The sequence below is a fragment of the Exiguobacterium sp. CH10 genome, assembly GCF_018617635.1.
Classification (GTDB): Bacteria; Bacillota; Bacilli; order Exiguobacteriales; family Exiguobacteriaceae; genus Exiguobacterium; species Exiguobacterium aestuarii_A.
The window spans coordinates 629,235-655,240 of record NZ_JACSKO010000002.1; the positions used below are offsets into that span (position 1 = coordinate 629,235).

The following is a 26,006-nucleotide window of genomic DNA, read 5'->3' on the forward strand; positions in this document are numbered from 1 at the left end:
AAACTCCTGAACATGAGGTTCAGGAGTTTTTTACGTGACTTGTTTCCTTGTATTGCTGAATAGCTGTATGTGCGAGATGAAGTGCCGCTTCGTCACCGATGGTCACTCGAATGCCCGTCGGTTGTTTCGAAGTGTGTACGTTCAATGCGGTCAATTGTGCCCATACTGCTTCGGGTTGCTCGAGCTCGATATACAAAAAGTTTGTCGAGGCAGGGAGGACGTGACCAATTGATTCAAAAGCGGATACCCACTTTTGCCGCATCTCGTCATGCCATTCGATTGTTTCTTGAAGATAAGTTGCATCTTTTAAGAAGATGTTGCAAATCTTTGCACTCACCCCGCTAATGTTGAACGGTGGGATGAATTGACGGAAATAGTGAGCGAGTTCGTTGTTTGTCACCATGAATCCAATTCGTACGTTTGCCAATCCGAACGCTTTTGACATCGTGCGAAGGACGATGAGATTCGGATGGTTCGCAATGAACGGAATCATGCTGTCATCCGGTGTGAAATCCATATACGCCTCGTCCACCACAAGGTAAGGAACGAGTGAGGCGAGATGCGTCAACTCTTTCACGGTCCACAGCTTCCCGGTTGGATTGTTCGGGTTCGAGAGAAGAAGAAGCTTCGGATGATGCGTCTCGATTGCTTCTACAATTTCCTCATATGATAAATCATTGGCTTGAACATGTTGCCCGTGTGCGATGGTCGTAAAGATGGGATACATCGAAAAGTCAGGAGCCGGGGACAAGACGATGTCATTTGGTGCGAGTAATGCTTGCGTCACGACATGAATCATCTCATCACTTCCACAACCGACGAGCAGTTGCTCAGGTGTCACACCGACATACGCAGCGTAGCGTTCGAACAACTCATTGATCGGTTCGACCGGATATTCGTGTAAGTCATGATACGTCAACGAATCAAGCTGGCTCTTGATTCGGTCAGGTAAAGGGAACTGACTTTCATTTTGATTTAACCGATGTCCCGTCGGATAAACGACGGGATAGATCGGCAGCTCGACTTGTCTCATTCAGTCGGCTCCATCGAGAACCATTTTTTCACCAATTCATCGATTTCGCCAGACTCCATCATCTTGTTCAATTCTTCGTTGAACTGGTCGCGTAACTCATCATCTAATTTAAATGCAGCAGCTGATCCTTTTTCGCCATCCTCTTTTAAAGCGAATGTATAGAAGCTGTCGTCTTGATCTAGATACTTTTGTGCGACCGTGTCTTCGATGACCATTGCATCGATTCGACCTGTATTCAACTCTTGAACGATTTCAGGGATCTTGTTCAACGATACGAGTTCAGCGTCAGGCGCTTGTTCTTTTGCGATGTTTTCTTGAATCGAAGCCGTTTGGACACCGATTTTCTTACCAGACAAATCTTCGATTGCCTGAAGTGACTCATCTTTTGTCATGATCAAGTTTGTCGCGGAAAGATAGATGTCTGAGAAGTCCGCATTCTCTTTACGCTCTTCTGTTGGCGTCATTCCTGCCATGACGAAGTCGACACGCCCGCTGTTCAAGGCTCCGAGTAAGCTACCGAAGTCCATATCTTCAATCTTCAATTCGTAACCGAGACGTTCTGTAATCGTCTCCGCGATTTCAATATCAAATCCGACGATCGCATCTCCGTTTGCCGTATCGACAAATTCATATGGGAAGTAATCGGCGCTCGTCCCCATGACGAGCGTTTTTTGCTCTGTCGCTTCACCTTCTGTTTCTTGACTACATGCACCGAGTAAAGCCGCGCTTAACATAAGTGTACCTGCTAATAACCATTTTTTCATATGTGTATAATGCCTCCCTGTTGTAGATGAGACTAAGTGTATATGTATGATTATTAATTGTAAAGCATAAAAATACAAAAAATATTAAAAAGAGAAACGCTTTTGAAATGAAAGCGTTTTAAATTGATTTCAAGTAGTTTCTGACTGCTCGTGACGATTTCAAATGTATCAAATTAGGTTTTGTCGGATGTTGTTGAATTTGTCGTAACAGTTGTGGCCGTTGAACGTCAGGAAAATTCCAAACCCATTTCAGAAATGCGAAATCGAGCTTTTCCTCACAGGATGCGCCCATATCCGGTCGCGTCGTACCACGGTAACGGGCAAATCGTTTGAGGACGCGGTATACACAAATGATTCGCGGAAGGTCGATCAAAATGACGGTATCTGCTGCCTGTAAACGTAAATCAAGCGTGTTCCCGAAGTTTCCATCGATGATCCATTGATCTTTCTTCACGAGTTATTGTTGAATATCGATTCGTTCCTCTCTCGGCGCCATCACCCATCCCGGTCTCCACATGAGAGCATCCAAATGATAGACATCGAGGTTTGACACTCCCACAATTAAAACCGTGGGATTCTGAAGTGCTTGTGCGAGCGCAGTCCATTTCTGTTTTGCTCAAGCCTTCAGATGAGGGTGTGCCATCACCCCTCCTGAGACAGATCATATAGATTCTCAGGCTGGTGGACTGTTACCATCCACCACAGGTCGTTGCAGGTGTATCCATCTGATGTTTTAGCGTCTTTTGCATGACGACAGGCATCGTTTTACCGGTCATATGTTTTCATGACCGAACCGTATACGATTTTCAAGGGGCGATGGACGCAGGCGTTTTAGAGACTTGTTCTTGTCTATGGGATAAGTAGACCCGAACGTCGGATGTAAAAACATCCGAACTCACTCTCATCCCATGCCTAAAGGCGGGCTATGCCCGATATGGGCTTTCCCGTTCGTAAAATCTGTAATCGTTCACCGAGTTGACGGGCAAGTGTGGATTTCCCTGCACCGCCTGAACCGATGATCATGATTCGTTTCATGTTTGTATTGCGATTAAGTCATAAGTTGCTCATCTAATCTTGTTTATCCTCCAATACAATCCATTTCTTCAACTGCTCATCCTCTTCATAAATGACGCGGACATCCATCTGTCCGATGACGAGTCGTTGTTCCGAACTGAACATGACGATCGGATAGTTCGTTGACACGGGTTTGTCCGTCTCGAAAATAGGGCTATGCGCCTGCATCGCGTAATACCCATCCGATCTCGTGTTGGCAGCCCCTGCATCAATCTGTGTCACATGTTCAAATCCTCTCAGTCTGAGCACATAACTGTAAGACGTTCTTGCTCCTTGCTCGAGACGCCATTCTTCGATGATGGCTGATTTGTCGTCCACTGTTCGTTCTTCTAGCACTTTCTGTGCCGTATACTCTTTTTCGTAAGGAATCATCTCCTGGATGCTGACGACGGTCATCGTCGCGAGCTTGAGCGATTCCTCGGAAGGTGGGGTAATCAGTATACCAATAAAGATGAGGATGGGAATCAATAAATAAACCATGACACGACTACGCATTTTCATCACCTTACCTTTTCAGATGTAAACTATTTCTGCATAGGAGAATCAGTTCCCTTCAAAAGAACATTGGAATCTTAAAAACCGATTCATTTCTTCAAGTTTTTGAATGAGCAGGTATGATATAGAGAGGAGGGATGTACATGAAAATCGGGGTCATAGGTGGAGGTGTCGCGGGTTTAACGGCCGCTGCGCTCGCGCAACAAAAAGGACATGACGTAACCGTCTTTGAAGCATCGCGTGAATGGGGCGGATGTGCAGGTAAATTTCAACGGGGTGACTACTTGTTCCCGGCAGGCGCGACGCTCGGAATGGGATTTGAAAAAGGTGGAGTCCATCAGCGTGTCCTTGAGAAATTGGACGAATCGGTCGAGGTCACTTTGTTGGATGAGGTGATGGACATTCATCTGCCTGACGTCACCGTCACTTACTATCGCGACCGAGAACGTCTGCTTGATGAGCTCAGTCATGCGTTCCCAGAGAACCACGAGGCAATCCATGCGTTTTATCGTGAAGTGTGGGGTGACTTTGAGAAGATCCGACCGTTGTTTCAAGAGTTGCCGGCACTTCCGTTTCGCACGACATCGGATATGGTATACGCAATGAAGGGGTTCCGACCGAACCAACTTACGGCGCTCCTAAAACTCCAGCGGCCACTCGGTGTCACGTTAGCTCGTCATGGACTAAACGGTACGATGTTCGAGCGATTTATCGATGGAGTCCTGCTCGATAGTTTGCAGACCGGTGCGAAAGAAGCGAGTCATTTACTCGGTGCAGTGGCGCTGTCGGTCTATCACGAAGGAGCGTACTATGTGGAAGGTGGGCTGTATCAATTGGCTCATGCGTTAGAGCGCGCCGTCCGAACGTTTGGTGGCGAGACGAAATTAGGCAGAGACGTCCAGTCCATCGAACGAGTGACGGATGGATGGCTCATCACCGATCGAAGAGGACGACTTGAACTGGTCGATGTGATTGTTTCCGCCATCCCGATTGAGCGGACGAGCGAGATTTTACGGGGACAGGAACAGCGAAAGTTTAAACGGCAATATCGAAGACAGTTGAAACAGTCGCAATGGGGCACGTTCAGCCTTTACCTCGTCTTGCCTGAGGATGTCTGTCAACAGCAACCACTATTTCAACAAATCTATCACGAGCGATTACCGAGTGGGCATGCGTTCATATCCATGTCGGCGCCGGATGACGTGTTGCGCACAGAAAAACCAGAACGGACCATTACGGTATCCACACATATCGATTTATCAGAATGGCAACATTGGAAAGACCGAGCGGCATATGAGAAACTAAAACAAGATTGGACCAATCGTCTCGTCGATGTCGTCGCCACTGCGTTCCCTGCATGGGACCGTGAATCGTCACTTCTCCTTCCTGGTGGACCAGGTGCATGGGTGAAGTATACGAAGCGACCGCATGGGGCAGTCGGGGGATATGCCCAGACGCCAAGCCAGGCGTTGTTCCGTGCCGCGAGTTATCGCACAGACTTGCCGAACTTTTATGTATGCGGGGATACCGTATTTCCAGGGGCGGGGACGATTGGCGCAATGACGAGCGGGTTACATGTTGCCCGAGCAATCGGGGTGACGATTGATTAGGGGGGATATTGATGAAGAAAAAAGCATTTGATGAACTGACAACATTGGAATTGTATCGCTTACTGGCGCTACGGACTGAGATTTTCGTCGTCGAACAGAACTGTCCGTATCAAGAAATCGATGGAAAAGATGAACAAGCCGTCCATTATTGGATCGAAGATGATGGAGAGATTGTCTCTGCGCTTCGTGTTTTGACGGAAGCCTCTCCAGTCGCCATCGGACGTGTCGTCACGAAAGCGACGTATCGAGGGAAAGGGTATTCTCGCCTCTTGATGGATGCGGCAATCAAGGACTTCGGTCATGAGACATTGTATCTGCAAGCTCAGACGTATGTGGAACCTTTTTATGCCTCGTTTGGTTTCAAACGGACGAGTGATGTGTATCAAGAAGACCGTATTCCACACGTCGATATGTTACGAGAATCAACGAATCCCGCTAGTACCGTTTCCGAATCGTTCATGTTAGAATGAGAAAGAACATTCACGTGCCCTTGAGCACGATTACATCATAGACATAAAGGGGTTTACAATGGTGACCGATCAACAAGTAATTGCAAAAGCAAGAGAATTGGCAGACGTATTAGCACAAACACCAGAAGTGGCGCGTTTCAAAGAAGCGGAAGCGAAAGTGAACGGAAGTGACCGCGTACAGACGTTGATTAAACGAATCAAGTTCTTACAAAAAGAAGCCGTCAACTGTAAGCACTACGGCAAGACGGAAGCACTTGCGAAAGTCGAGCAGAAGATCGATAAGGCGATGGAAGAGCTCGACTCGATTCCGGTCGTTCAAGCATTCCAAGAGACTCAAGTTGAAGTGAACGATTTGCTTCAATACGTGACGGTCACGCTCGCGAACTCCGTGACGGACCGCATCATCGAATCGACGGACGGAGACGTCCTTGCAGGGAAGACAGGGAGCGGCATGGCGGCTGAACAAGCACGCGGCGGCTGCGGATACTAAAACGACACAGCTGGCCGATGGTCAGCTGTTGTACTTTCTAGAGGTGAATCAACATGCAAGAAGTCCATCAGACACCAATGATGAAACAATATTTCTCAATCAAGGCAGACTATCCGAACGCCTTTTTATTCTATCGACTCGGTGACTTTTACGAGTTGTTTTTTGAAGATGCACAAATTGTCGCCAAGGAATTAGAGCTCACGCTCACTTCTAAAAATGGGAAGCAGGCCGAGCATCCAATTCCGATGTGTGGTGTCCCACACCATTCGGCGGCAATCTACATCGAACAACTGATCGAAAAAGGATTCAACGTCGCCATCTGCGAACAGACAGAAGATCCGAAAGCGACAAAAGGACTTGTGAAGCGGGAAGTCATTCAAGTGATCACGCCAGGTACATATATGGCATCACTCAGCGAAAAAGAGAACCGTTATCTCGTCGCCATCTCGGACGTCGCGGGACGTTTTGGAATTGCTAGAGGTGACGTGACGACGGGGGAATCGTGGTTGACGACGCTCTCGTCAGAAGAGGCCGTCTTACGGGAAATCGAAGGATTGCTTCCGAACGAGGTCATCGTCGAAGACGAACGACTCGCTGACTTGTTACGACAGACTGGGATTCCTCTTTCGATTCAAGTGGACAAGCGGGATAGTCCACTCGCAAAAGGTGCGAAAGACGAGGCGCAGCGCTCGGCATTTGAGTTGTTGTTCGCCTATTTGACGAAAACACAGAAGCGTTCGCTCGATCACTTGCAACCGGCTGTCGCCTATGAGGTCGAACAGCATATGCAGCTCGACGCCAATACGGCCAGAAACCTTGAACTGTTTCGTTCCGCTCGTTCGGGAGAACGGAAAGGGTCACTCCTTTCACTCCTTGATGAGACGACGACGGCAATGGGTGGTCGTTTGTTGAAACGCTGGCTTGAACAGCCGCTCTATACCGAACAAGGCATCAAAGAGCGACAGGACGCCGTCGAGAACTTAGTGGACGACTTCATGTTGCGCGATCAACTACAGGAAGAGTTGAAGCGAGTCTATGATATCGAACGCCTTGTCGCGAAAGTTGGGTACGGGACAGCGAATGCGCGAGATCTCGTCCAACTTCGCGACACGCTCGAGCGGATGCCTTCTGTCCGGTCACTCTTACAAACAGTGAAAGCGGATCGCTTGCAGCAAATCGAACAGAATCTCGACTCGTTCGAGACGTTGAGTGAACAGCTCCGGACTGCCCTCGTCGACTCACCTCCGATCTCGACGAAAGAAGGCGGGATGATTCGTCACGGATATTCAGAAGAGCTCGATGAATTGCTAGAAGCGAAAGCGAACGGGAAATCGTGGATTGCCAACCTCGAACAACAGGAACGTATCGCAACCGGCATCAAGTCGTTGAAAGTCGGTTATAACCGCGTATTTGGTTACTACTTGGAAGTGACGAAGGCGAATGCGAAGTTGCTCGAAGAAGGGCGTTATGAGCGGAAGCAGACGTTGACGAATGCGGAACGATACATTACGCCTGAGCTAAAAGAGAAGGAAGCCCTCATCTTAGGAGCGGAAGAGAAGAGCTGTACGCTCGAATATGACTTGTTTGTTGCACTTCGTGAAGAAGTGAAGACGTACACGAAGGCCCTTCAACAATTGGCCCGTTCACTCAGTGAGTTGGATGTGCTACTCGCCCTTGCCGTTGTGGCGGAAAGACGAGAGTATGTACGCCCGAAAACCGCATCGCACGTTCAAATCGAACGCGGTCGTCACCCTGTCATTGAGACGGTCTTGCCGCGAGGTGAGTATGTCGCTAATGACTTGACGCTTGACGACACACGTCAAATGTTACTCATCACCGGACCGAACATGTCCGGTAAATCGACGTATATGCGTCAGTTTGCGTTGATTGCGATCCTTCATCAAATCGGTTCATTTGTCCCGGCAGAAGCAGCGGAACTCCCGCTCTTTGACCGCATCTTTACACGGATCGGTGCGGCGGACGATTTGGTGAGCGGACAGTCGACGTTCATGGTCGAGATGACCGAGACGCGACAAGCCGTCACCGAGGCGACGAACCATAGTCTGATTCTATTGGATGAGATTGGTCGCGGGACGTCGACGTATGATGGGATGGCCCTTGCGCAGGCAATTGTTGAGTATATTGCTTCGTCAATCGGGGCGAAGACACTCTTTTCGACGCACTATCATGAACTGACGGTGCTCGAGGACTCGATTCCGACACTTGAGAACGTCCATGTCCGGGCGATTGAGCGGGATGGGCGTGTCGTCTTCCTCCATGAAGTGCATCCAGGACGTGCGGATAAATCGTATGGGATTCACGTGGCGGAATTGGCCGAACTCCCAGATTCATTGATTGACCGGGCACGGACGATTCTGTCAGAACTCGAATCCGAAGCAACGAAATCTGTCTTAAACGAGCAAACTGCTTCACCTCAAGTGGAAGATGTCAGCCAGTTGTCATTGTTCGAGTCGAATGACGCTGTTCGAGAACAGCTGCTCAAACTCGATCTATTGGCAATGAATCCAATCGAAGCGATGCAGGCGCTCTACGAACTGCAACAGACCGCAAAGAAAGGGTGAGTCGATGGGAATCATTCGAGAGTTACCGGAACAACTCGCGAACCGAATCGCAGCCGGGGAGGTCGTCGAACGACCAGCTTCCGTCGTCAAAGAATTAGTCGAGAATGCGATCGATGCGGGAGCGACGAAAGTGGACGTCGACTTACAAGAAGCGGGTATCCGTCTCATCAAAGTGCGTGACAACGGACACGGGTTCCATGAAGAAGACGCAGCACGAGCCTTCTTACGACATGCGACGAGTAAAATCCGGGACGAGCATGACTTGTTTCGTATTCGGACACTCGGTTTCCGTGGTGAGGCACTCGCCTCGATTGCGTCGGTCAGTCACGTCTCGTTGAAGTCAAAGCGAGCGGATGAGGACGGTTTTGAGATGACGCTTGAAGGCGGTGTCGTCAAGGAGACGAATCCGGCGGCGACGAACGTCGGGACCGAAATCGCGGTCAGTCAGCTCTTCTTCAACACACCGGCAAGGCTGAAGTATTTGAAGACATCGGCGACGGAACTCGCGAGCATTACCGACACGTTGAACCGTTTGGCACTGTCTCATCCAGAGATTCGCTTCACCGTCTTTCATGAAGAGAAAGAACTGTTGCGAACGAACGGGAATGGAGACTTGAAGCAAGTCATGCTCGCCATCTATGGTCGCCAAGTCGCCGCACAAATCGTCACGGCCTCTAGTAAAACGAACGACTATACACTGAGCGCGCATCTCGTGCGCCCGGAAGTGACCCGTTCGAACAAACAATACGTGACTCTCATCTTAAATGGCCGCAGTATCAAGAACTTTGCACTGACACAAAGCGTGCTCGAAGGCTACCATACGCTCTTACCGATCGGTCGCTATCCGATTGCCGTGCTCGAAGTGAAGATGGACCCGATGTTGATTGACGTGAACGTCCATCCGACGAAGCGTGAAGTGCGCTTGTCGAAAGAAAAAGAATTGTGCCAGCTCATTCGAGAGACCGTTCAATTGACTCTCCGTGAGCAACGTCTTATTCCGTCTGTGAAACAAGAGCCAAAACCAAAGCGAGAGACACCGTCCGAACAGTCGAAACTCGACTTTTCGATGGAACCGCAACCTAAACAAGTAGACACGGTCGAGTGGAATTATCCGATTCCTCGGGAGCGAAAAGAATCGCTCACGTCTCCCTCCCAGTGGAACCCGGCACCGCTCGTTCATGAACCAGAGCCAGAGATGCTCCAGGTAGAACAGGTTGAGGAACCCGTTCGTCAGTCCGAACGTCTTCCGGCGCTAGACGTCATCGGACAACTGCATTCGAGTTATATCATCTGTGGAGCGGAAGACGGGATGTACGTGATGGACCAACATGCTGCCCAGGAACGCATCAAGTATGAGTTGTTTTATGAGCAGTTAGGACGTCCAGAAAAAGAGTATCAGCTCCTGTTGATTCCGTTGACGTTGGAGTTCACACAGGAAGAGACGCTTGCCATCGAAGAAGTGCTCCCCCTTCTAGCGGAAGCTGGTATCACGTTAGAACCGTTTGGGGGAAACACGTTCCTCGTGCGCGAGATTCCGACATGGTATCCACAACATGACTTAGAGGGTACAATTCGTGATCTAGTGGAGATGGCGATTCAACAACGCTCGATTGACATCGCGAAATATCGAGAGGAAGCATCAATCCTCATGGCGTGTAAACGATCGATTAAAGCGAATCATCCACTCAATATGGACATGATGCGACAATTGATTGATGATTTAGGTCGTACGACGTCTCCATTCACTTGTCCGCATGGTCGTCCGATTCTCGTGAAGTGGAGCACGTATGAACTCGAGAAGTTGTTCAAACGTGTCATGTAATCGTCTTGTTACCTTGTTTTAATACGATGTAACGTTTATTTACGAGTCCTCATGGGAAAACTATACACATGTCACTCAACGCATCGAGGTTGAGAGGTGGCTTTTTCACTGCCTCACCCTCAAGATGTCGACATGAAATGTATATCCATGTAGGAGGAAAAGAAAATGACGAACAAACTTCAAGTTTCAAAACGAGAATTACGCCCACGATCACTACGCACGAAGTTGCGTAACGAAGGAAAAGCGTTAGGAGTTGTTTATGGTTACAAAGTAGACAGCACACCAATCGTGTTTGACGAGATGGACCTTCGTAAAATTCTTCGAGACCATGGTGACAACGCTTTGATTGAACTCCATTTCGATGGAAACAAAATCAATACGCTCGTGCACGGTTCAGAAACAAATCCGTTCACAAACTTCTATCAGCACGTCGAATTCATGGCTGTGAAGATGGATGAAGAGACAGAAGTCGAAGCGGATATCGTCCTTGTCGGCGACGCGAAAGGTGTCAAAGAAGGCGGATATCTCGCTCAGTCGCTCTATAAAGTAACGGTTTCTGCGACACCTGCCAACATCCCTGAACGCATCGAACTCGACGTGTCAGACCTCGAAATCGGTGACTCGGTGACGGTAGCGGATCTTCCAGAAGACAAAGCATACACGATTGTCTCTGAACCAGATATGCACATCGCCTCTGTGAATGAGCCGGTTGCTGAGGAAGAGGAAGAAACTGAATCAGAGGAAGGTTCGACTGAAGAAGAAGCTTCAGAAACATCTTCTGAAGAAACAGAAGAATCGACTGAAGATAAAGAATAATTGTAAAGAAAGTGCTTCGAGAAATCGGAGCACTTTTTCTTTGTCACAAATCCGCCATATGTAAACGATTACGATGTGAACACTCTGTCAATTCCCTCAAGAGGTGATTGCCAACAGAGACTGTACAGTTTATATTGTTAATGATTTCACATATTAGAACTGATACTTTCCTATTTAATTATTCAGAAAGAAGGGTTTGTGACATGGCATCAATGGAAATCCATGCACTCGAATCATTACGGAAAAAAGCACAGGCTTCCTCGCAAATGATTCATTATCGTCCAATGGAATACTTTTTACGGGCAATGTTAGCCGGGATTTTTATCGGCTTTGCTTCAATCTTCACGCTGAAAGTCGTCAACGGTATGTATTTAGCGGAATCTCCGTTCACGACACTCATCGGGGGCTTCTCGTTCGGGATTGCGCTCGTTATGATCATCTATGGGGGAGCCGAGTTGTTTACGGGGAATACGATGTATTTCACGACGTCGACACTTCGCGGCTATACAACGCTCAGCGACACGATGCTCGTTTGGTTATTATGCTTCGTCGGGAACGCACTTGGGGGAATCCTATTTGCGTTACTACTTGCACCGACTGGCGTCATCCAAGAACTTGGCATGAACAACTGGTTGTTCTCAGTCGTCGAGGGGAAAATGCATCACACGACGGTCGAAATTTTCTTCCGCGCCATCTTCTGTAACTGGATGGTCTGTCTCGCCATTTTCTTACCGAAACAAATGAAAAATGAATTCGCTCAAATTTTCTCGATGATTTTCCTTGTTGCCGTCTTCTTCGCTTCAGGATTCGACCATGTTATCGCCAACTTCGTCTTGTTCGCCTTGACGCTCGTCGTTCCACATCCTGAAACGATCAGCATGGCAGGTGCAATCCACAACTTGATTCCTGCGACATTCGGTAATATTATCGGCGGCGCCCTCTTCATGGGAGCCATCTATACATGGCTCAACTCAAAAGGTCTCCGTGAGGCACAAGAATTAGAGGAAGAAGTCGAATTAAAAGTCGTCAAAGCTGCTAAATAAATGACGTTTGTCACAAATAACGCTGGGCCTTGTCTTACCGAAGACGAGGCTCTTTTTTGTCGTATGCTCACACGTAAACTGTCACAATATCGACTCGTGACCATCAAGAAAAATACGTGTCATAATCTATATATAGGATTTTAAAAACTTTTTTGAATGTTTTTAATCCATATATAGTGAGGTGATGGGTTTTGAAATTACTGCAGTTGTATGAGGATGTTTGCGTCTTACCAGACCAAGACTTAGTACAAGAAAATGCGAATGTGGACGGAAAGTCCCCACTTGGGAAACTAGCACGACTCTCTTCAGAAGTGTCGAAAGAATTGTCGCAGACATATTTGATGTCGGAGCGCTCAAAACAGGCCGTCACTGATAACTATTTATACGTGCACGACGCCGACTATTACATCACAGGATCGACGACATGTTGTCAAATTCCACTCGGTCAATTGTTGAATGACGGTTTCCATACCGGGCATGGGACGATTCGGTCGCCAAAGGACATTCGCTCCGCCATGGCGCTCGCGTCCATCATCCTTCAAGCGAATCAAAATATGCAGCATGGGGGTCAAGCGTTCCCGATGTTTGACGTCGATTTGGCACCGTACGTCGAGAAGACCTATGAGCGCCAATTGAGCAAACTCCAATCACTCCCTGTTGACTGGGACAAGACACAATTGGAACAACTCGCAGAAGAAGAGACGATTTCGGCGACATATCAGGCGTGTGAGGCGTTCATTCATAATGCGAACTCGATGCATTCACGAGGTGGCGGTCAAGTCCCGTTCGTCTCAATCAATTACGGGACGGATACCTCAAAGTGGGGACGCATCCTCATTCGGGAGTTACTTCGTGCCACAGAACGTGGGTTAGGGAATGGAGAGACCCCGATTTTTCCTATTCAAATCTTTAAAGTGAAAGAAGGCATCAACTTCAACGAGGACGACCCGAACGTTGATCTCTTTCGTGAAGCGTGTCGCGTCACAGGCAAACGGCTCTTCCCGAACTTCTCCTTCATCGATGCCCCGTTCAATGCCGCTTACTATGATGGATCGCATGAATCTGAAGTGGCGTACATGGGCTGCCGCACTCGGGTTATGGGAAATCGCCACGGTGAGGAGACGTCAGTCGGACGTGGCAACTTATCTTTCTCCACACTCAACTTGGTGAAGATGGCGCTTGTCTCTGAATCACTAACTGACTTTTACCGCATTCTTAACCGATATATCGATATCGGCATCGAACAGTTGATCGAGCGTTTCGAGTATCAATGTACACGTCGCGCTGAAGAATTTCGTTTTCTTTACACACAAGGTGTCTGGCGTGGAAGTGAGCAGTTACATATACATGATGAGGTCCGAGATGTGCTGAAACAAGGAACGCTTTCCCTCGGATTCATCGGACTCGCTGAAACGTTGAAGGTGTTGACGGGCAGTACACATGCCGAGTCGCGTGAAGCGGAACGACTCGGTCTCGATATCGTCACGAACTTATCTGATCGGATGCGAGCAGCGACCGAATCATACGATTTGAATTTCTCGTTACTAGCGACACCGGCGGAAGGATTGTCAGGGAAATTTGTGACGCGAGACCAGGAAGAGTTCGGCATGATCGACGGGGTGACGAATCGGGCGTTTTACACGAATTCCTTCCACGTACCGGTATATCAGTCCGTATCCATCCGCGAAAAAATCCGGATTGAGGCACCGTATCATGCGTTGTGTGACGCGGGACACATCTCCTATGTCGAAGTCGATGGCTCCCTTGCCCATAATGCGGAAGCGGTAGAATCGATTGTTCGCTTGATGCGTCAGCATGATATCGGCTACGGTTCCATCAACCATCCCGTCGACCGCTGCGGGAATTGCGGACTTGAAGGATTGATTGACGCGGCTTGTCCGACTTGTGGTGAAGATGAGAAAATCGAACGGATCCGCCGTATCACTGGCTATTTGGTTGGGACGATGGACCGCTGGAATACGGCGAAGCGAGAAGAAGAACGGGCGAGGGTGAAACACGATGCGCATTCTATCCGTCGTTGAAGAATCCGTCGTCGATGGACCGGGGATTCGAACGGTCATCTTTACTGCTGGCTGTCCTCACCATTGTAAAGGGTGTCACAATCCTTCCTCATGGAATCCAGCCGGCGGTGAGGAAATCGAGGTAGATGAGATTGTCCGTCGCATCAAACTCAGTGGTTGGGACGGTGTGACCATCTCAGGTGGCGAACCGTTTCTTCAATCTTCAGAGTTAGCAAAACTCGTCAAGGCATGTAAGTCGCTCGGTAAAAATGTATGGGTGTATACGGGCTATACGATGGAACAGTTGGTAGCGATGCAGGATGGAGCCGTTCAAACCGTTTTAGACTACGCCGATGTGCTCGTTGATGGTCGCTTTGAGCAGTCGCTACGAGATATGGGACTTCGCTTTCGGGGATCGCGTAATCAACGCATCATCTTTTTGAACAAAGTATAATCGAGGCAGAGATGTCTCGATTTTTTGTATAATGATGAAAAAGGGGGATTTTTGATGAAATGGTGTAGTTTTGACATGCAAGAAGAGCAACGAGTGGGGATTGTCGAAGGCGATTTCGTCTACGATGTCAGCAATCAAGTACATACGACTAACTTATTAGAAGTGATTGCGCGTGAGTTCGAACCGGATATCGATTTAGACGTGGCACCTTCATACCGAGTGACGGACGTGAAATTGCTCGCCCCGTATCGACCGTTGAAAAATGTGATTTGTATCGGGAAGAACTATGAAGAACACGTGAAAGAGATGGATACAGCGGGAGCGGGGAAACTCGTCATCTTCACGAAAGCACCAACTTCAGTCGTCGGACCAGACGCTGTCATCGAGCGCCATCCGGAATTGACGGAAAAACTCGACTATGAAGGCGAACTCGCGGTCATCATCGGAAAGTCGGGACGAGACATCGAATCAGTCGAAGAACACATTTTCGGATACACGATTCTAAACGATGTGACGGCACGAGACGTGCAAAAAGAACATGTCCAATTTTTCCGTGGTAAGTCACTCGATACGTTCTGTCCGATGGGACCGTTCATCGTGACGCCGGACGAGCTTCAGTTCCCTCTCCGAATCCAAACGAATGTCAACGGGGAGACGCGCCAAGACGGAACGACGGCCGATATGATTCGCCCGATTGACGAGCTCATTCGTACGTTATCGAAAGGCATGACGCTTGAAGCGGGTGACATTATCGCGACCGGAACGCCAGCGGGAGTCGGGCATGGGATGACACCACCGACCTATCTTCAAACGGGGGACACCGTCGAAGTGACGATTGAAGGTCTTGGCACGCTACGAAATGTGATTGTCTGAATGAAATGACGCAAAATGTGAAGAATCTTGTAATTCATTTATCATTTTATAAATGAGTGTTCCTCTTCGTTATAGTAAGGGTAGAAGATAACACAGAGGAGATGAATCATTATGGATCGTCACGATCAATCAAATGAACACGATCAATTACATGAATCAGAACAACAAAAAGATTGGTTAGATACAGAACTCGGTTCATCCAACCGAGAAGAGACAATGGTACGAACACAGACAAAACCTTCATTCGTCAGCCGCATGTTCCCAGGACTTGTCGGTGGGGTCATCGGGGCATTGTTGACGGGCGCAATCGCTTATCCGTTTATCGACCAACCCGCAACGAATGTGAGTGATACGAACGTGACCTCGCAAGGGACTCCGGTCCAAACGTCATCAAACGTGTCTGACTCTTCAGTCACGAATGCCGTCGCAACCGCTCAGCCTGCCGTCGTCACCGTGAACAACTTCGCCCAAACCGGCTTCTCGAGTGAAGCGGTTGAGGCTGGAGTCGGTTCAGGGGTCATCTACAAAAAAGAAGGTGACTCGGCATTTATCGCGACGAACCATCACGTTGTCAACGGGGCAGACAAGCTGACGGTCACGTTTAATGACGGAACGACAGCGGAAGCGACGCTCATGGGAAGTGACGCGACGTATGACTTGGCGGTCTTGAAAGTGGACGCTGACAAAGTACCGGCCGTCATCTCAATCGGAAAATCAAGCGAATTAAAACCTGGACAAACGGTCATCGCCATCGGGAATCCGCTTGGACAATTCGAGAACTCCGTGACACGCGGAGTCGTCTCATCGACGTCACGTCTAGTCCCGGTAGATACGGATGAGAACGGACAGGCTGACTTCAACGCTGAGGTCATTCAAACGGATGCGGCCATCAACCCAGGTAACTCGGGTGGTGCGTTAATCAACGAAGAAGGACAACTCGTCGGAATCAACTCGATGAAGATTGCGACGGCAGAAGTCGAGGGAGTCGGATTCTCGATTCCGGTCGACATCGCCCTTCCGCTGATCAATCAAATCGAACAGACGGGAGAAGTGAATCATCCTTCACTCGGCGTATCGCTACGTGACGTGTCAGAGTTCCCTCCAGGTTACTTGACGGAACAAATCAACTTACCTGAATCGGTAACGGCGGGAACGATAATCGTAGAAGTTCAACAAAATAGTTCAGCCGCAAAAGCGGGTCTTGAGGCGCGTGACGTCATCGTGAAAATCAATGACAAAGACGTCAGCTCGTTCATCGACCTCCGTAGTGAATTGATTCGAGATACGGACGGAACGGTCGACATCGAATATGTCCGCGACGGAAAAACGGAAACAGTTCAAGTCGAGATTCAAAACGCAAACGGTTCTGCATTGTAAAAGGTGGGCAACATGCCCGCCTTTTTTGCTATGCTTATACAAAAGGAGGATGAGATATGGTACGAAATTTATATGGGGTGTTATTATTCGGGGCAGGAATTTTACATTTTGTCAGAGAGAAGGCATTCATGTCGATTATTCCGAAGTCTTGGCCTTTCCGCCGCTTGATGGTGCAATTGAGCGGAGTCGTGGAAGTCGTCTTTGGGGCAATGCTCTTACTTAACAAGGGGACGACGTTCGTAAAGCGGACGTTACCGGCATTCTTTGTCGCCGTCTTCCCGGCCAATATTAACATGGCTGTCAAACCTTCTAGAATCGGTGGGAAAGTCATTCCGAAATGGATCACATGGGGACGACTCCCGCTTCAATGGGTTCTCATCAAAGGTGTCAAAAAAATATAAAGGTGTGGAGATACATATGACAAACGTATTGAAATGGTTTGAACATTTTCATGCACATCCAGAAATCAGTTGGAAAGAAGTCGAGACGACTCGAACAATCGCATCGATTTTATCGGACTGGTCGATACCACATCGGACGTTTGAAGATGTGACCGGGGTGATTGCTGAGATTGGATCGGGAGAAGACGTGATTGCAGTCCGCGCCGATATCGATGCGTTATGGCAACAAGTGGACGGTACGTTTCGTGCGAACCATTCATGCGGGCACGACGCGAACATCAGCATGGTACTCGGTGCACTCGAACTGTTGAAGGACGAGGCGTTACAGAAGCGGATCCGTTTCATCTTCCAACCTGCCGAAGAGCAAGGGAATGGTTCCCTCGCCATGATCGAACGTGGGGCGTTAGAAGACGTGACGCAACTCTTCGGGATTCATTTGCGTCCACAAGAAGAGTTGAAGAAAGGCCAATATGCGGCGGCGATTCAGCATGGTGCTGCCTTCTTCTTAAAGGGAGAGGTAATTGGGGATGACGCGCACGGCGCAAGACCGCATCAAGGGCAAAACGCACTCGATGTCATCTTCACGATTCAACACATGCTCAAAAGTATTTACTTATCACCGTTTGAGCCACACTCCGTCAAGTTGACGAAAGTACACGCCGGGAGTGACAATATGAACATCATTCCAGGAAATGCGACGTTCTCGATTGATGTCCGCGCTCAACAAAATGAGGAATTGCTCGAACTACGAAATCGTGTCGAAGACATGTTACTCCATGTCGGTCAGCTTCATCGTGTGACATTGGAGTGGGAGTGGCAAGACTTCACACCGGGAGCGGTCGTTGGGGAACAGTCGAGTCAGATTGCGAAGCAGGCGATCGAGCAACGCTTCGGCCAGTCGGCTCTCGTCGAGAGGATTGTCACGTCAGGTAGCGATGATTTTCATTTCTATACCGTCGAGAAACCGACGCTTGATGCGACGATGATTGGAATTGGTGCAGATTTAGGTCCAGGACTTCATCATCCGCATATGACGTTTGACCGTGATGCGTTAGAAGACGGGGCACGCCTGCTTGCGGATGCACTCCGAATTGCAGCAACATAATTCAGGATGAGTGTGATAGACAGATGTCTGTCCACTCATTTTTTTATTGCATCAGATGATTGTAAGCGCTATCATAACGTTATTAGCGACAATATAACGACAATTCTGAATTTTCGCTATAGGGGAGGAAGTTAGATGGAAACAACGGGGAACAAGCAAGACATGAAGCTAGGGTGGGCGCTCTTACCACTTGGTGTGATGATTGTTGTCATGCTCATCTCAATCGTCAAGCTCGGACAAGGACCACACATCCCGCTCATCGTCGGGACGGCGGTCGCTTCGCTCGTCGCCTGGCGTCATGGGTTCAAGTGGAAAGAGATTGAAGAGATGATGTATAAAGGGATTCGTCTTGCCTTACCGGCAGTCGTCATCATCATTTTGGTCGGATTGACAATCGGTGCTTGGATTGGTGGGGGAATCGTTGCCACGATGATCTATTTCGGACTGAAGATCATCTCGCCGGCATACTTTTTGTTAACGATTTGCCTCATCTGTGCGGTCGTCGCGCTCTCGATTGGGAGTTCGTGGTCGACGATGGGTACAATCGGTGTAGCAGGGATGGGAATCGGACTGAGTATGGGGATACCAGCTCCGATGGTTGCGGGGGCCGTCATCTCAGGTGCTTATTTCGGGGACAAGATGTCACCATTGTCAGATACGACAAACTTGGCGGCAGGACTGACTCATACGAATCTATTCGTACATATCCGACACATGTTATATACGACCATTCCAGGTCTCATCATCGCGCTAGGGGTATACGCATGGCTTGGAAGACGGTTTGCGGATTCGACGACGGACTCGTCAGAGATTACACAGACGCTTAACATTCTTGAAGACAGTTTTGTCATCTCGCCATGGTTACTTGTCGTTCCGCTCGCAGTCATTTTACTCGTCGCAAAAAAAGTACCAGCGATTCCAGCACTCGTTGTCGGGATTGCACTGGGCTTCTTGGCTCAAGTGTTCATCCAAGGCGGGTCACTTTCAGACAGCGTAGGTGCTCTTCAAAGTGGCTATGTCATTGATACAGGTAATGAATTGGTCGATAACCTCTTTAGCCGAGGCGGTCTCGATGCGATGATGTACACAGTCTCGATGACGATTGTCGCGATGACGTTCGGTGGAATTTTAGAATATTCAGGTATGCTTCAATCGATCATGAATCAAATCTTGAAGTTGGCGAAAACGGCAGGCTCGTTGATTGCTTCAACGATTTTGGCCGGGATTGCGACAAATGCGACCTGTTCGGAGCAATATATCTCGATTGTTGTTCCGTCACGTATGTTTGCAGGGGCTTATGAAAAAATGGGATTACAATCAAAAAACTTATCTCGCGCACTCGAGGACGGTGGAACATTGACATCGGTGTTCATCCCGTGGAATACGTGTGGGGTATTCATTCTTGGTACGCTCGGGGTTGGGGCATTCGAATACGCGCCTTACGCCGTCTTAAACTTTATCGTACCGGTCATTTCGATTCTGTATGCCTTTACGGGATTCACAATCGAGCGCATGGCCGTCATTCAGCAAGAAGAGTCAGTTGTGAAGCAAGCAGCACAATAAAACAATTCCCGGTCGTCAATCGACCGGGAATTGAAATTTATAGACGGTGCGCGGACGACCTTGACTGTAGCTCATCTCTTCGCCAATCGGATGAACGAGTTTTGCATCAACCAATTTTTTGATGAGTCGCTCTGTCGTGCGACGGGTGACTTGTAAGTAATCGGTCAACTCTTTAGCCGTGAACTCAAGTTGATTACGTGAGAAGTGGATGAGTTTTTCGATATTGGTCGGACTCATACCGGTCTGTTTCATCATGTCGTAGACTCGTGTTTGCGTGACGCGAAAATGAATGGGTGATGGTTGATCAGAGAACATTAGTCGCTTCGAATCATCGACGATGCGCATCTGTCGTTCACTTTCTGCATAAAGAGCGAGTCGTGCATGGTCGAGAGCGCGCTGATAGTCTGAGCCATATCCGATGCCAACATGAACAGACGAGGGATTCGGTAAAACAATACCGTTTGAAATAGCTGTCTCAATTTTGCCTTTATTCGATAAGATTGTGACTCCCTCTTCATTCGATTGTAGCAACTTGCCACCGAAGAATTGTTGGTCCGACACGTGTGCTAACGTCTCTTCACTCGAATTCGAATACTGAAGAATGGCAAACTGAGACTGATCTGATTTTTGCAATCGAATCTGTTGAAGAAAATCATTAAAATGGTGAAGAATCCTCTCTTTCGGTTCAATCATGAGTTGACTCCGATAGCCGTCGGTTCTTAACCGGCGATGGACTTGCTCGACACTCGTCAAAGCGAATCGTGTCGTCCCATTTTCTTGAAGTTGTTTATGAAAGGCAATCAAGTCCTCGAAATTCATGTCTGGATGAAGCTGTTTCACTTGCGATTGCGAGATACGAGTGGGAAATGGCTCTAACATCGATGCAAGTCGTGATGAGTCGACGAGGTCAATCGATAGATGTTCGAGCTCGACGTGTTGCGTCAACGTCATATATAAGAGTGAGGTCAATAAAACGACATCGTCTTGAACGACATGATGAGCATACGGGAGGTTCGCCTTCTCCATCGCGTACGTATACGGAAATGACCCGGAGAAGAAAACACCGTCAAAAAAGTGTAGTTGATGGGCGATGTCTCTCGCTTCGCGCGGGTCATCATAAGGAAACCCTTCAATCCGGACATCGGGTAAGGAAGAACCATTTACAATATGTTGAATAAACGCTGGTGAGCCGACGACAGCGATATGGATGGACATCACAAAATCCCCCTTGCAATTTAACGACTATATAACGACAATATAGAGGAAAGCGTAGACGAAGTAAAGGAGTGATGAACTTGAACATTCAAAGCATTGAAATTTTCTCAGTTCGATTCCCACTAAAAGTTCCATTTATCGTGAGTTATCATCGTTATGACGATATGCCATCTGTCATCGTCAAAATGACCACGTCTTGCGGACTGATTGGTTATGGGGAAGCGGTAGCGGATGAGCACGTGACGGGAGAGTCAGCTGAAAGTACGGTGAGTGTCCTCCGTCATCTATTGGCACCTTTATTGATCGGGAAAAATCCGATGCATTTGGAGAGGATTCATGACGAGATGGACCGTGCGATAAAAGGTGTTCCTGCAGCAAAAGCAGCACTCGATATCGCCTGTCACGATTTGATTGGAAAGAAACTGAATCAACCGATTTACGAATGGATTGGTGGTCGGTACCATGAATCGTTCCCGGTCACACACGTCTTGAGTATCGGAGAACCGGATCACATGGCACAAGAGGCTCTTGATCAAATCAATCAGGGCTATACGGCCGTGAAGATGAAAGTCGGGGTCGACGTACTAACGGACGTGGCACGTGTCAAAGCCGTGCGAGAAGCCGTAGGACCAAATGTCCCGATTCGGGTCGACGTCAATCAAGGGTGGGTCAATGCGGCCAACACGGTCCAAGCTATGCGTTTACTCGAATCGTACGGAATCGATTGGGTCGAACAACCGGTCAAAGCGGATGATTTTGAAGGCATGCTCGAAGTGAAACAAAAAATCTCGGTGCCACTCATGATCGATGAAGGTCTGAAAAACATTCACGATATGAGACGGTTGACGATGATGCAAGCAGCCCATAAAGCGAACATCAAGCTGATGAAATGTGGTGGCATTTATCCGGCGAAGAAGTTGGTCCATATGGCGGAGATGTCAGGGATTGAATGCCAAATCGGCTCGATGGTCGAATCTTCGATCGCATCGAGTGCGGGATTCCATGTCGCCTTTTCTAGTAAGATTGTAAAAACGGTGGAATTGACAGGGCCGCTCCGGTTCGGCATGGATGTCGGGAACTTAACATATGATTTGCCCATCATCTCGTTGAACGACCGTCCTGGTCTCGGCATTGAAGTCGATGAGGACATTTTGCGTGAATTGACGATCGATTCATACGTGATTGGAGAAGACTCACATGTGGCAAGGTAAGGTTAAAGATCTTCTGTTTCAAGTGCGTGTTCTGACTTTGTCAGACTTACCTGAGTTGTTGTCGATTCAAGAGGCAGTGATTCAAGCGTTGGCTGAACCGGAGCACTATCAATCATTATCAATTGAAGAATTCACAAAATTGTTGGCAGATCAGACGTTGATCGGGGCAACGGCTGAAGGGCGACTGATTGCATTCCGTGCCATGTTGATCCCCCCGATTGACGATGAACATTTAGGACGAGATATCGGCTGGCCGGAGGATTCGCTTGAACGTGTCCTTTATCAGGAAGTGACGAACGTCCATCCAGATTTCCGAGGATATGGGTTGCAGACGCACTTGGGCAAACTATTAATGTCACAAGTTGAATCGGACAACCGATTTGATGTCGTCTGTGCGACGGTCGCACCGTTTAATATTCCAAGTATGAAAGACAAATTCACGCTTGGACTCCGAATCGGTGCATTGAAAGAAAAGTATGGCGGGAAACTCCGCTATATCTTTTACAAGGAGCTTCATCGGTCATGGCAACCCGCATCAGAAGTGGTAGATGTTCCGATGGAAGATCGGGTGAGACAAGTTGAGCTCCTTCAAGCAGGTTGGTGCGGGACTGGTCTTATGAAACAAGGGGAACAATGGACTGTTCGATATGAGAAGTAAAAAAATCCTCGTCAAGCTGACGAGGATTTTGTTTATTCTAAGACGAAAAGTACATCATTCGCGAATTTTTCATACGTGCGGTCACTCGGATGGAATTGATCGGTCGCGAGATCACGTGATAAATCAGAAATATACGCGAACGGGTCAATCACATCGATATTTTGAGCATTCGCCAATTGTTTCGCAGAAGCGTTCCAATCGAGGATGAGCTGATTGAACGCTTGTCCATTCTCATCATTTTGAAACGGGTTGTATAGGCCGATGTAGACAATCGTAGCTGAGTCGTTCAGCGTGCGAATCTCTGAAAAAATCGTTTCAAGATTTGTCTTTGCATCCGTGACCACTTGTTGAATATCGACAGATTCAAAGTTGTCGACGTTCTCCCCGCGGTTGAACAAATCGTTTCCGCCGATGGTTAACGTGATATATCGTGCGTTTTCGATTGTTCGACGAACTTCGGGTTGCTCGAGTTGAGCAAGTAGATCTTCAGTACGTGCACCAGACACAGCTAAATTTTGTGTACGAACCCCATCTTCTTCTAGTACTGTACTAACAGGTTGGACATATCCTGCACCTGACGTCGAGCCGACACCGCGAGTCAACGAATCGCCGAGGGCGACATAGATGTCTCCTTCCGGTTCTGGACGTTCGTCTTCAGAGACAGAAAGTGTTCGTTCTGGCGGATTGACGATATCTTGATAACCAATCCAAAGACCATATATGGCGATTCCCGTCAAAAGTACGGCGCCACTTAAAAATGCATACCATTTCGACTGTTTCATGGGCTGACCTCGCTTTCTATACAGACATCATATCAAAAATGTAGTGATGTGCCCTATGTGAATGTTCGAATAGGACAGATTTGATTTTGTCCGATAGAATAAAGAAAGAGGTGAGACAATGGAACCGACTTTAAAGCTACATCAACTGACAAAAGTGATTGGAAAAAAGACGATCATCGATAATATTTCGTTAGAAGTCAACCCGGGTGAGGTGTTCGGATTTTTAGGACCGAACGGTGCCGGGAAAACGACGACGATTCGGATGATCGTCGGCTTGATTAAACCGACGAAAGGTAATGTATCCATTTGTGGCTATCGTGTCGATAAACAATTCGTTCAAGCGATGAATCAGATCGGAGCCATCGTCGAGAATCCGGAGCTGTATAAATTTTTGTCTGGACGTGAGAACTTAGAAGCCTTCGCTCGCATGTTGCCTGGCGTGGATGACAAACGGATTCAAGAAGTGATCGACCTCGTCGATCTGACGGCTCGCATCGATGATAAAGTGAAGACATACTCGCTCGGGATGCGTCAACGGCTCGGTATCGCACAGGCATTATTGAACAATCCACGCGTCCTTATTTTAGACGAACCGACGAACGGACTTGATCCGATGGGGATTCGAGATTTACGACTGTTCATTCGTCGACTTGTCGAAGAAACTGGGCTGAGTGTTCTCGTGTCGAGTCATATCTTGGCCGAGATTGAATTGTTAGCGGACCGCGTCGCGATCATGTCGCGCGGGAAGATTGTCAAAGTGGGGACGGTCGATGCTTTGATTGAAGAACTCGCATCGACGGTCGATTTGCACGTTGCTAATAGCTTTGAAGTGCTGCCGATCGTTCAAGGTTATGAAGGAATCGATCAAGCGGACGTGATCGATGAGCGAACGATTCGAATCTCGATGAACGTCGAGGAGACGGCAAAGTTGAATCGATACTTAATGGAACGAGATGTCGACGTGTTCGGACTCGAGCGTCGTGTGCAGACGTTAGAGGATCTCTTCATTACATTGACGGGCGGTGATCACATTGCCTAATCCATCTTTACTCGGACTCATACGTAATGAAGTATTAAAAATTCATCGGAAGCGTAGGTTGATGGTCGTCTCAATCATCCTGATTGTACTCGTTTCGATGTTCACATACGCGAACTATCGGCAAATCGAGAAGCAACGTGAAGAGCAAGGGACGATTGATTGGCGTGTCGATCTTCAGCAAGAAATCATCGATACACAAAACCGACTCGCTTCCGCCAACGTCCAAGACGAGTTTCGTCAGATTTTAGAGTTCCGTGTCCAACAGAACCAATACTATTTAGACAATGACATCAACCCGAACTATCCAGGCGCTCCGACGTTTATGCGTGTCTTCTTCTCGCAAGGGACGACGCTCGTACTGCCACTCTTTATCATCGTCTTGATGGCAGATATCGTCAGTGGGGAGCATAACGACGGGACAATCAAGACGCTACTGTCCCGACCCGTAAGGCGTTATAAAATTTTGCTTGCTAAATGGTTGACGACACTTTTGTATACGTCAATCTTAATATTTGTGACCGCCATCGTCAGTTACGCTATATCCGGGATCGTTCTCGGGTGGGACGGTTGGACAGCTCCAATCCTGACAGGTTTCCAAGCTTCACCGACTGGCACCTTCTCAACCGATTTTGTCCATACGTTGCCGATGTGGGAATACTTGCTCATGTCAATGGGGCTCTCATGGCTTGTCGTTGCTGCCGTTGGTACAATTTCACTTATGATCTCGGTGCTGGTGAAAAACACGGCGACCGGAATCGGGATCATGATGGCCGTCCTCATTTCAGGACCGCTTTTGACGTCGCTTGGATCAAATTGGGATAGCTCGAAGTACTTGGTGAACGTCAACTTCGGCCTTCATACCTATTTGGAAGGACAAGCCCCACCGATTGAAGGGATGACTCTACCGTTTTCTCTAGTCGTCATTCTCATTTGGTCAATGGCTGCTCTCGCGTACGCGTTTTATCACTTTACGCAAAAAGATGTATATTAATTGTTTATAGTGCTACCCTCCTGGGTGGCACTTTTTTTAGTGGCTAAATGATTATGAAAGAGAAATAATTAGTTCTAAATACTCAATATTTAGAATTGTCAAAATAATTAAAAAGTT

The 26,006-nt window shown here is 48.1% G+C and carries 24 protein-coding genes and 1 pseudogene; 18 read left to right on the plus strand and 7 right to left on the minus strand.

Going from position 1 to position 26,006, the window contains the following annotated elements; translation table 11 throughout:
- Window positions 1–19 precede the first annotated feature (19 nt).
- From KNP04_RS10045 to KNP04_RS10065, 5 genes and pseudogenes are all read right to left on the minus strand, one after another.
- Complete coding sequence (locus KNP04_RS10045; protein WP_214875667.1) at window positions 20–1,033, minus strand: pyridoxal phosphate-dependent aminotransferase; 1,014 nt, start codon at window positions 1,031–1,033, stop codon at window positions 20–22.
- A complete protein-coding gene (locus KNP04_RS10050; protein WP_214745287.1) occupies window positions 1,030–1,797 on the minus strand; it encodes a transporter substrate-binding domain-containing protein in 768 nt (255 codons plus the stop codon). The genes KNP04_RS10045 and KNP04_RS10050 overlap by 4 nt, the downstream gene beginning before the upstream one ends.
- 118 nt (window positions 1,798–1,915) lie before the next feature.
- Window positions 1,916–2,251, minus strand: a complete 336-nt coding sequence (locus KNP04_RS10055; RefSeq protein WP_214875669.1) for a P-loop NTPase family protein — start codon at window positions 2,249–2,251, stop codon at window positions 1,916–1,918.
- A 500-nt stretch (window positions 2,252–2,751) separates the two neighbouring features.
- Window positions 2,752–2,832: pseudogene (locus KNP04_RS10060) on the minus strand (EutP/PduV family microcompartment system protein); the annotation flags it as partial.
- A 33-nt stretch (window positions 2,833–2,865) separates the two neighbouring features.
- A complete protein-coding gene (locus tag KNP04_RS10065; protein WP_214875671.1) occupies window positions 2,866–3,372 on the minus strand; it encodes a hypothetical protein in 507 nt (168 codons plus the stop codon).
- Window positions 3,373–3,509: 137 nt separating this feature from the next.
- On the opposite strand from KNP04_RS10065, the gene KNP04_RS10070 reads away from it, so the two are divergent.
- From KNP04_RS10070 to nhaC, 14 genes are all read left to right on the plus strand, one after another.
- Entirely contained in the window at window positions 3,510–4,976 is a 1,467-nt protein-coding gene (locus KNP04_RS10070) for a phytoene desaturase family protein (RefSeq protein ID WP_214875673.1), read from the plus strand.
- A gap of 11 nt (window positions 4,977–4,987) precedes the next feature.
- The gene (locus tag KNP04_RS10075) at window positions 4,988–5,446 is read left to right on the plus strand and encodes a GNAT family N-acetyltransferase (RefSeq protein WP_214875675.1); all 459 of its coding nucleotides are present in this window, start codon (window positions 4,988–4,990) and stop codon (window positions 5,444–5,446) included.
- Between the two features lie 58 nt (window positions 5,447–5,504).
- On the plus strand, window positions 5,505–5,936 hold the full coding sequence (locus tag KNP04_RS10080) for a YlbF/YmcA family competence regulator (RefSeq protein ID WP_012726155.1): 432 nt from the start codon (window positions 5,505–5,507) through the stop codon (window positions 5,934–5,936).
- A 53-nt stretch (window positions 5,937–5,989) separates the two neighbouring features.
- Complete coding sequence (gene mutS / locus KNP04_RS10085) at window positions 5,990–8,518, plus strand: DNA mismatch repair protein MutS (RefSeq protein ID WP_214875677.1); 2,529 nt, start codon at window positions 5,990–5,992, stop codon at window positions 8,516–8,518.
- Between the two features lie 4 nt (window positions 8,519–8,522).
- Window positions 8,523–10,340: a DNA mismatch repair endonuclease MutL gene (gene mutL, locus KNP04_RS10090; RefSeq protein WP_214875679.1), complete on the plus strand. Its 1,818-nt coding sequence runs from the start codon at window positions 8,523–8,525 to the stop codon at window positions 10,338–10,340.
- 165 nt (window positions 10,341–10,505) lie between these two features.
- Window positions 10,506–11,156 (plus strand): 50S ribosomal protein L25/general stress protein Ctc, encoded by a 651-nt coding sequence (locus tag KNP04_RS10095; RefSeq protein WP_214875681.1) that lies wholly within the window; start codon window positions 10,506–10,508, stop codon window positions 11,154–11,156.
- Window positions 11,157–11,368: 212 nt separating this feature from the next.
- The gene (locus KNP04_RS10100; protein ID WP_074035310.1) at window positions 11,369–12,199 is read left to right on the plus strand and encodes a formate/nitrite transporter family protein; all 831 of its coding nucleotides are present in this window, start codon (window positions 11,369–11,371) and stop codon (window positions 12,197–12,199) included.
- A gap of 191 nt (window positions 12,200–12,390) precedes the next feature.
- Window positions 12,391–14,241: an anaerobic ribonucleoside triphosphate reductase gene (locus tag KNP04_RS10105; RefSeq protein WP_214875683.1), complete on the plus strand. Its 1,851-nt coding sequence runs from the start codon at window positions 12,391–12,393 to the stop codon at window positions 14,239–14,241.
- The gene (nrdG, locus tag KNP04_RS10110) at window positions 14,219–14,674 is read left to right on the plus strand and encodes an anaerobic ribonucleoside-triphosphate reductase activating protein (RefSeq protein ID WP_214875685.1); all 456 of its coding nucleotides are present in this window, start codon (window positions 14,219–14,221) and stop codon (window positions 14,672–14,674) included. Before KNP04_RS10105 ends, nrdG begins: the two co-directional genes overlap by 23 nt.
- Window positions 14,675–14,728: 54 nt before the next feature.
- Window positions 14,729–15,547: a fumarylacetoacetate hydrolase family protein gene (locus KNP04_RS10115; protein ID WP_214875686.1), complete on the plus strand. Its 819-nt coding sequence runs from the start codon at window positions 14,729–14,731 to the stop codon at window positions 15,545–15,547.
- A gap of 111 nt (window positions 15,548–15,658) precedes the next feature.
- Entirely contained in the window at window positions 15,659–16,924 is a 1,266-nt protein-coding gene (locus tag KNP04_RS10120) for a S1C family serine protease (protein ID WP_214875688.1), read from the plus strand.
- Window positions 16,925–16,980: 56 nt separating this feature from the next.
- Window positions 16,981–17,325 (plus strand): DoxX family protein, encoded by a 345-nt coding sequence (locus KNP04_RS10125; protein ID WP_214875690.1) that lies wholly within the window; start codon window positions 16,981–16,983, stop codon window positions 17,323–17,325.
- Between the two features lie 16 nt (window positions 17,326–17,341).
- On the plus strand, window positions 17,342–18,430 hold the full coding sequence (locus KNP04_RS10130) for an amidohydrolase (RefSeq protein ID WP_214875692.1): 1,089 nt from the start codon (window positions 17,342–17,344) through the stop codon (window positions 18,428–18,430).
- Between the two features lie 135 nt (window positions 18,431–18,565).
- Window positions 18,566–19,993, plus strand: a complete 1,428-nt coding sequence (gene nhaC / locus KNP04_RS10135) for a Na+/H+ antiporter NhaC (RefSeq protein WP_214745263.1) — start codon at window positions 18,566–18,568, stop codon at window positions 19,991–19,993.
- Window positions 19,994–20,008: 15 nt separating this feature from the next.
- Here the strand turns inward: nhaC and KNP04_RS10140 are convergent, their stop codons facing one another.
- Window positions 20,009–21,208: a hypothetical protein gene (locus tag KNP04_RS10140; protein ID WP_214875694.1), complete on the minus strand. Its 1,200-nt coding sequence runs from the start codon at window positions 21,206–21,208 to the stop codon at window positions 20,009–20,011.
- A gap of 80 nt (window positions 21,209–21,288) precedes the next feature.
- On the opposite strand from KNP04_RS10140, the gene KNP04_RS10145 reads away from it, so the two are divergent.
- Together KNP04_RS10145 and KNP04_RS10150 are read left to right on the plus strand one after the other, a co-directional pair.
- A complete protein-coding gene (locus KNP04_RS10145) occupies window positions 21,289–22,419 on the plus strand; it encodes a mandelate racemase/muconate lactonizing enzyme family protein (protein ID WP_214875696.1) in 1,131 nt (376 codons plus the stop codon).
- The gene (locus KNP04_RS10150) at window positions 22,406–23,077 is read left to right on the plus strand and encodes a GNAT family N-acetyltransferase (protein ID WP_214875697.1); all 672 of its coding nucleotides are present in this window, start codon (window positions 22,406–22,408) and stop codon (window positions 23,075–23,077) included. The genes KNP04_RS10145 and KNP04_RS10150 overlap by 14 nt, the downstream gene beginning before the upstream one ends.
- Before the next feature lie 32 nt (window positions 23,078–23,109).
- Here the strand turns inward: KNP04_RS10150 and KNP04_RS10155 are convergent, their stop codons facing one another.
- Window positions 23,110–23,859 (minus strand): GDSL-type esterase/lipase family protein, encoded by a 750-nt coding sequence (locus tag KNP04_RS10155; protein WP_214875699.1) that lies wholly within the window; start codon window positions 23,857–23,859, stop codon window positions 23,110–23,112.
- A 118-nt stretch (window positions 23,860–23,977) separates the two neighbouring features.
- On the opposite strand from KNP04_RS10155, the gene KNP04_RS10160 reads away from it, so the two are divergent.
- Both KNP04_RS10160 and KNP04_RS10165 read left to right on the plus strand, forming a co-directional pair.
- Window positions 23,978–24,898, plus strand: a complete 921-nt coding sequence (locus KNP04_RS10160) for an ABC transporter ATP-binding protein (RefSeq protein WP_214875701.1) — start codon at window positions 23,978–23,980, stop codon at window positions 24,896–24,898.
- Window positions 24,891–25,889, plus strand: a complete 999-nt coding sequence (locus KNP04_RS10165; protein WP_214875703.1) for an ABC transporter permease — start codon at window positions 24,891–24,893, stop codon at window positions 25,887–25,889. The genes KNP04_RS10160 and KNP04_RS10165 overlap by 8 nt, the downstream gene beginning before the upstream one ends.
- Window positions 25,890–26,006 lie beyond the last annotated feature (117 nt).

Coding starts and splice junctions, on each gene's coding strand:
- nhaC (WP_214745263.1), top strand. CDS start 18,566: ATGGAAACAACGGGGAACAAGCAAGACATGAAGCTAGGGTGGGCGCTC.
- KNP04_RS10140 (WP_214875694.1), bottom strand. CDS start 21,208: ATGTCCATCCATATCGCTGTCGTCGGCTCACCAGCGTTTATTCAACAT.
- KNP04_RS10080 (WP_012726155.1), top strand. CDS start 5,505: ATGGTGACCGATCAACAAGTAATTGCAAAAGCAAGAGAATTGGCAGAC.
- KNP04_RS10095 (WP_214875681.1), top strand. CDS start 10,506: ATGACGAACAAACTTCAAGTTTCAAAACGAGAATTACGCCCACGATCA.
- KNP04_RS10155 (WP_214875699.1), bottom strand. CDS start 23,859: ATGAAACAGTCGAAATGGTATGCATTTTTAAGTGGCGCCGTACTTTTG.
- KNP04_RS10130 (WP_214875692.1), top strand. CDS start 17,342: ATGACAAACGTATTGAAATGGTTTGAACATTTTCATGCACATCCAGAA.
- mutL (WP_214875679.1), top strand. CDS start 8,523: ATGGGAATCATTCGAGAGTTACCGGAACAACTCGCGAACCGAATCGCA.
- KNP04_RS10065 (WP_214875671.1), bottom strand. CDS start 3,372: ATGAAAATGCGTAGTCGTGTCATGGTTTATTTATTGATTCCCATCCTC.
- KNP04_RS10160 (WP_214875701.1), top strand. CDS start 23,978: ATGGAACCGACTTTAAAGCTACATCAACTGACAAAAGTGATTGGAAAA.
- nrdG (WP_214875685.1), top strand. CDS start 14,219: ATGCGCATTCTATCCGTCGTTGAAGAATCCGTCGTCGATGGACCGGGG.
- KNP04_RS10075 (WP_214875675.1), top strand. CDS start 4,988: ATGAAGAAAAAAGCATTTGATGAACTGACAACATTGGAATTGTATCGC.
- KNP04_RS10100 (WP_074035310.1), top strand. CDS start 11,369: ATGGAAATCCATGCACTCGAATCATTACGGAAAAAAGCACAGGCTTCC.
- KNP04_RS10050 (WP_214745287.1), bottom strand. CDS start 1,797: ATGAAAAAATGGTTATTAGCAGGTACACTTATGTTAAGCGCGGCTTTA.
- KNP04_RS10150 (WP_214875697.1), top strand. CDS start 22,406: ATGTGGCAAGGTAAGGTTAAAGATCTTCTGTTTCAAGTGCGTGTTCTG.
- KNP04_RS10125 (WP_214875690.1), top strand. CDS start 16,981: ATGGTACGAAATTTATATGGGGTGTTATTATTCGGGGCAGGAATTTTA.
- KNP04_RS10045 (WP_214875667.1), bottom strand. CDS start 1,033: ATGAGACAAGTCGAGCTGCCGATCTATCCCGTCGTTTATCCGACGGGA.
- KNP04_RS10120 (WP_214875688.1), top strand. CDS start 15,659: ATGGATCGTCACGATCAATCAAATGAACACGATCAATTACATGAATCA.
- KNP04_RS10115 (WP_214875686.1), top strand. CDS start 14,729: ATGAAATGGTGTAGTTTTGACATGCAAGAAGAGCAACGAGTGGGGATT.
- KNP04_RS10070 (WP_214875673.1), top strand. CDS start 3,510: ATGAAAATCGGGGTCATAGGTGGAGGTGTCGCGGGTTTAACGGCCGCT.
- mutS (WP_214875677.1), top strand. CDS start 5,990: ATGCAAGAAGTCCATCAGACACCAATGATGAAACAATATTTCTCAATC.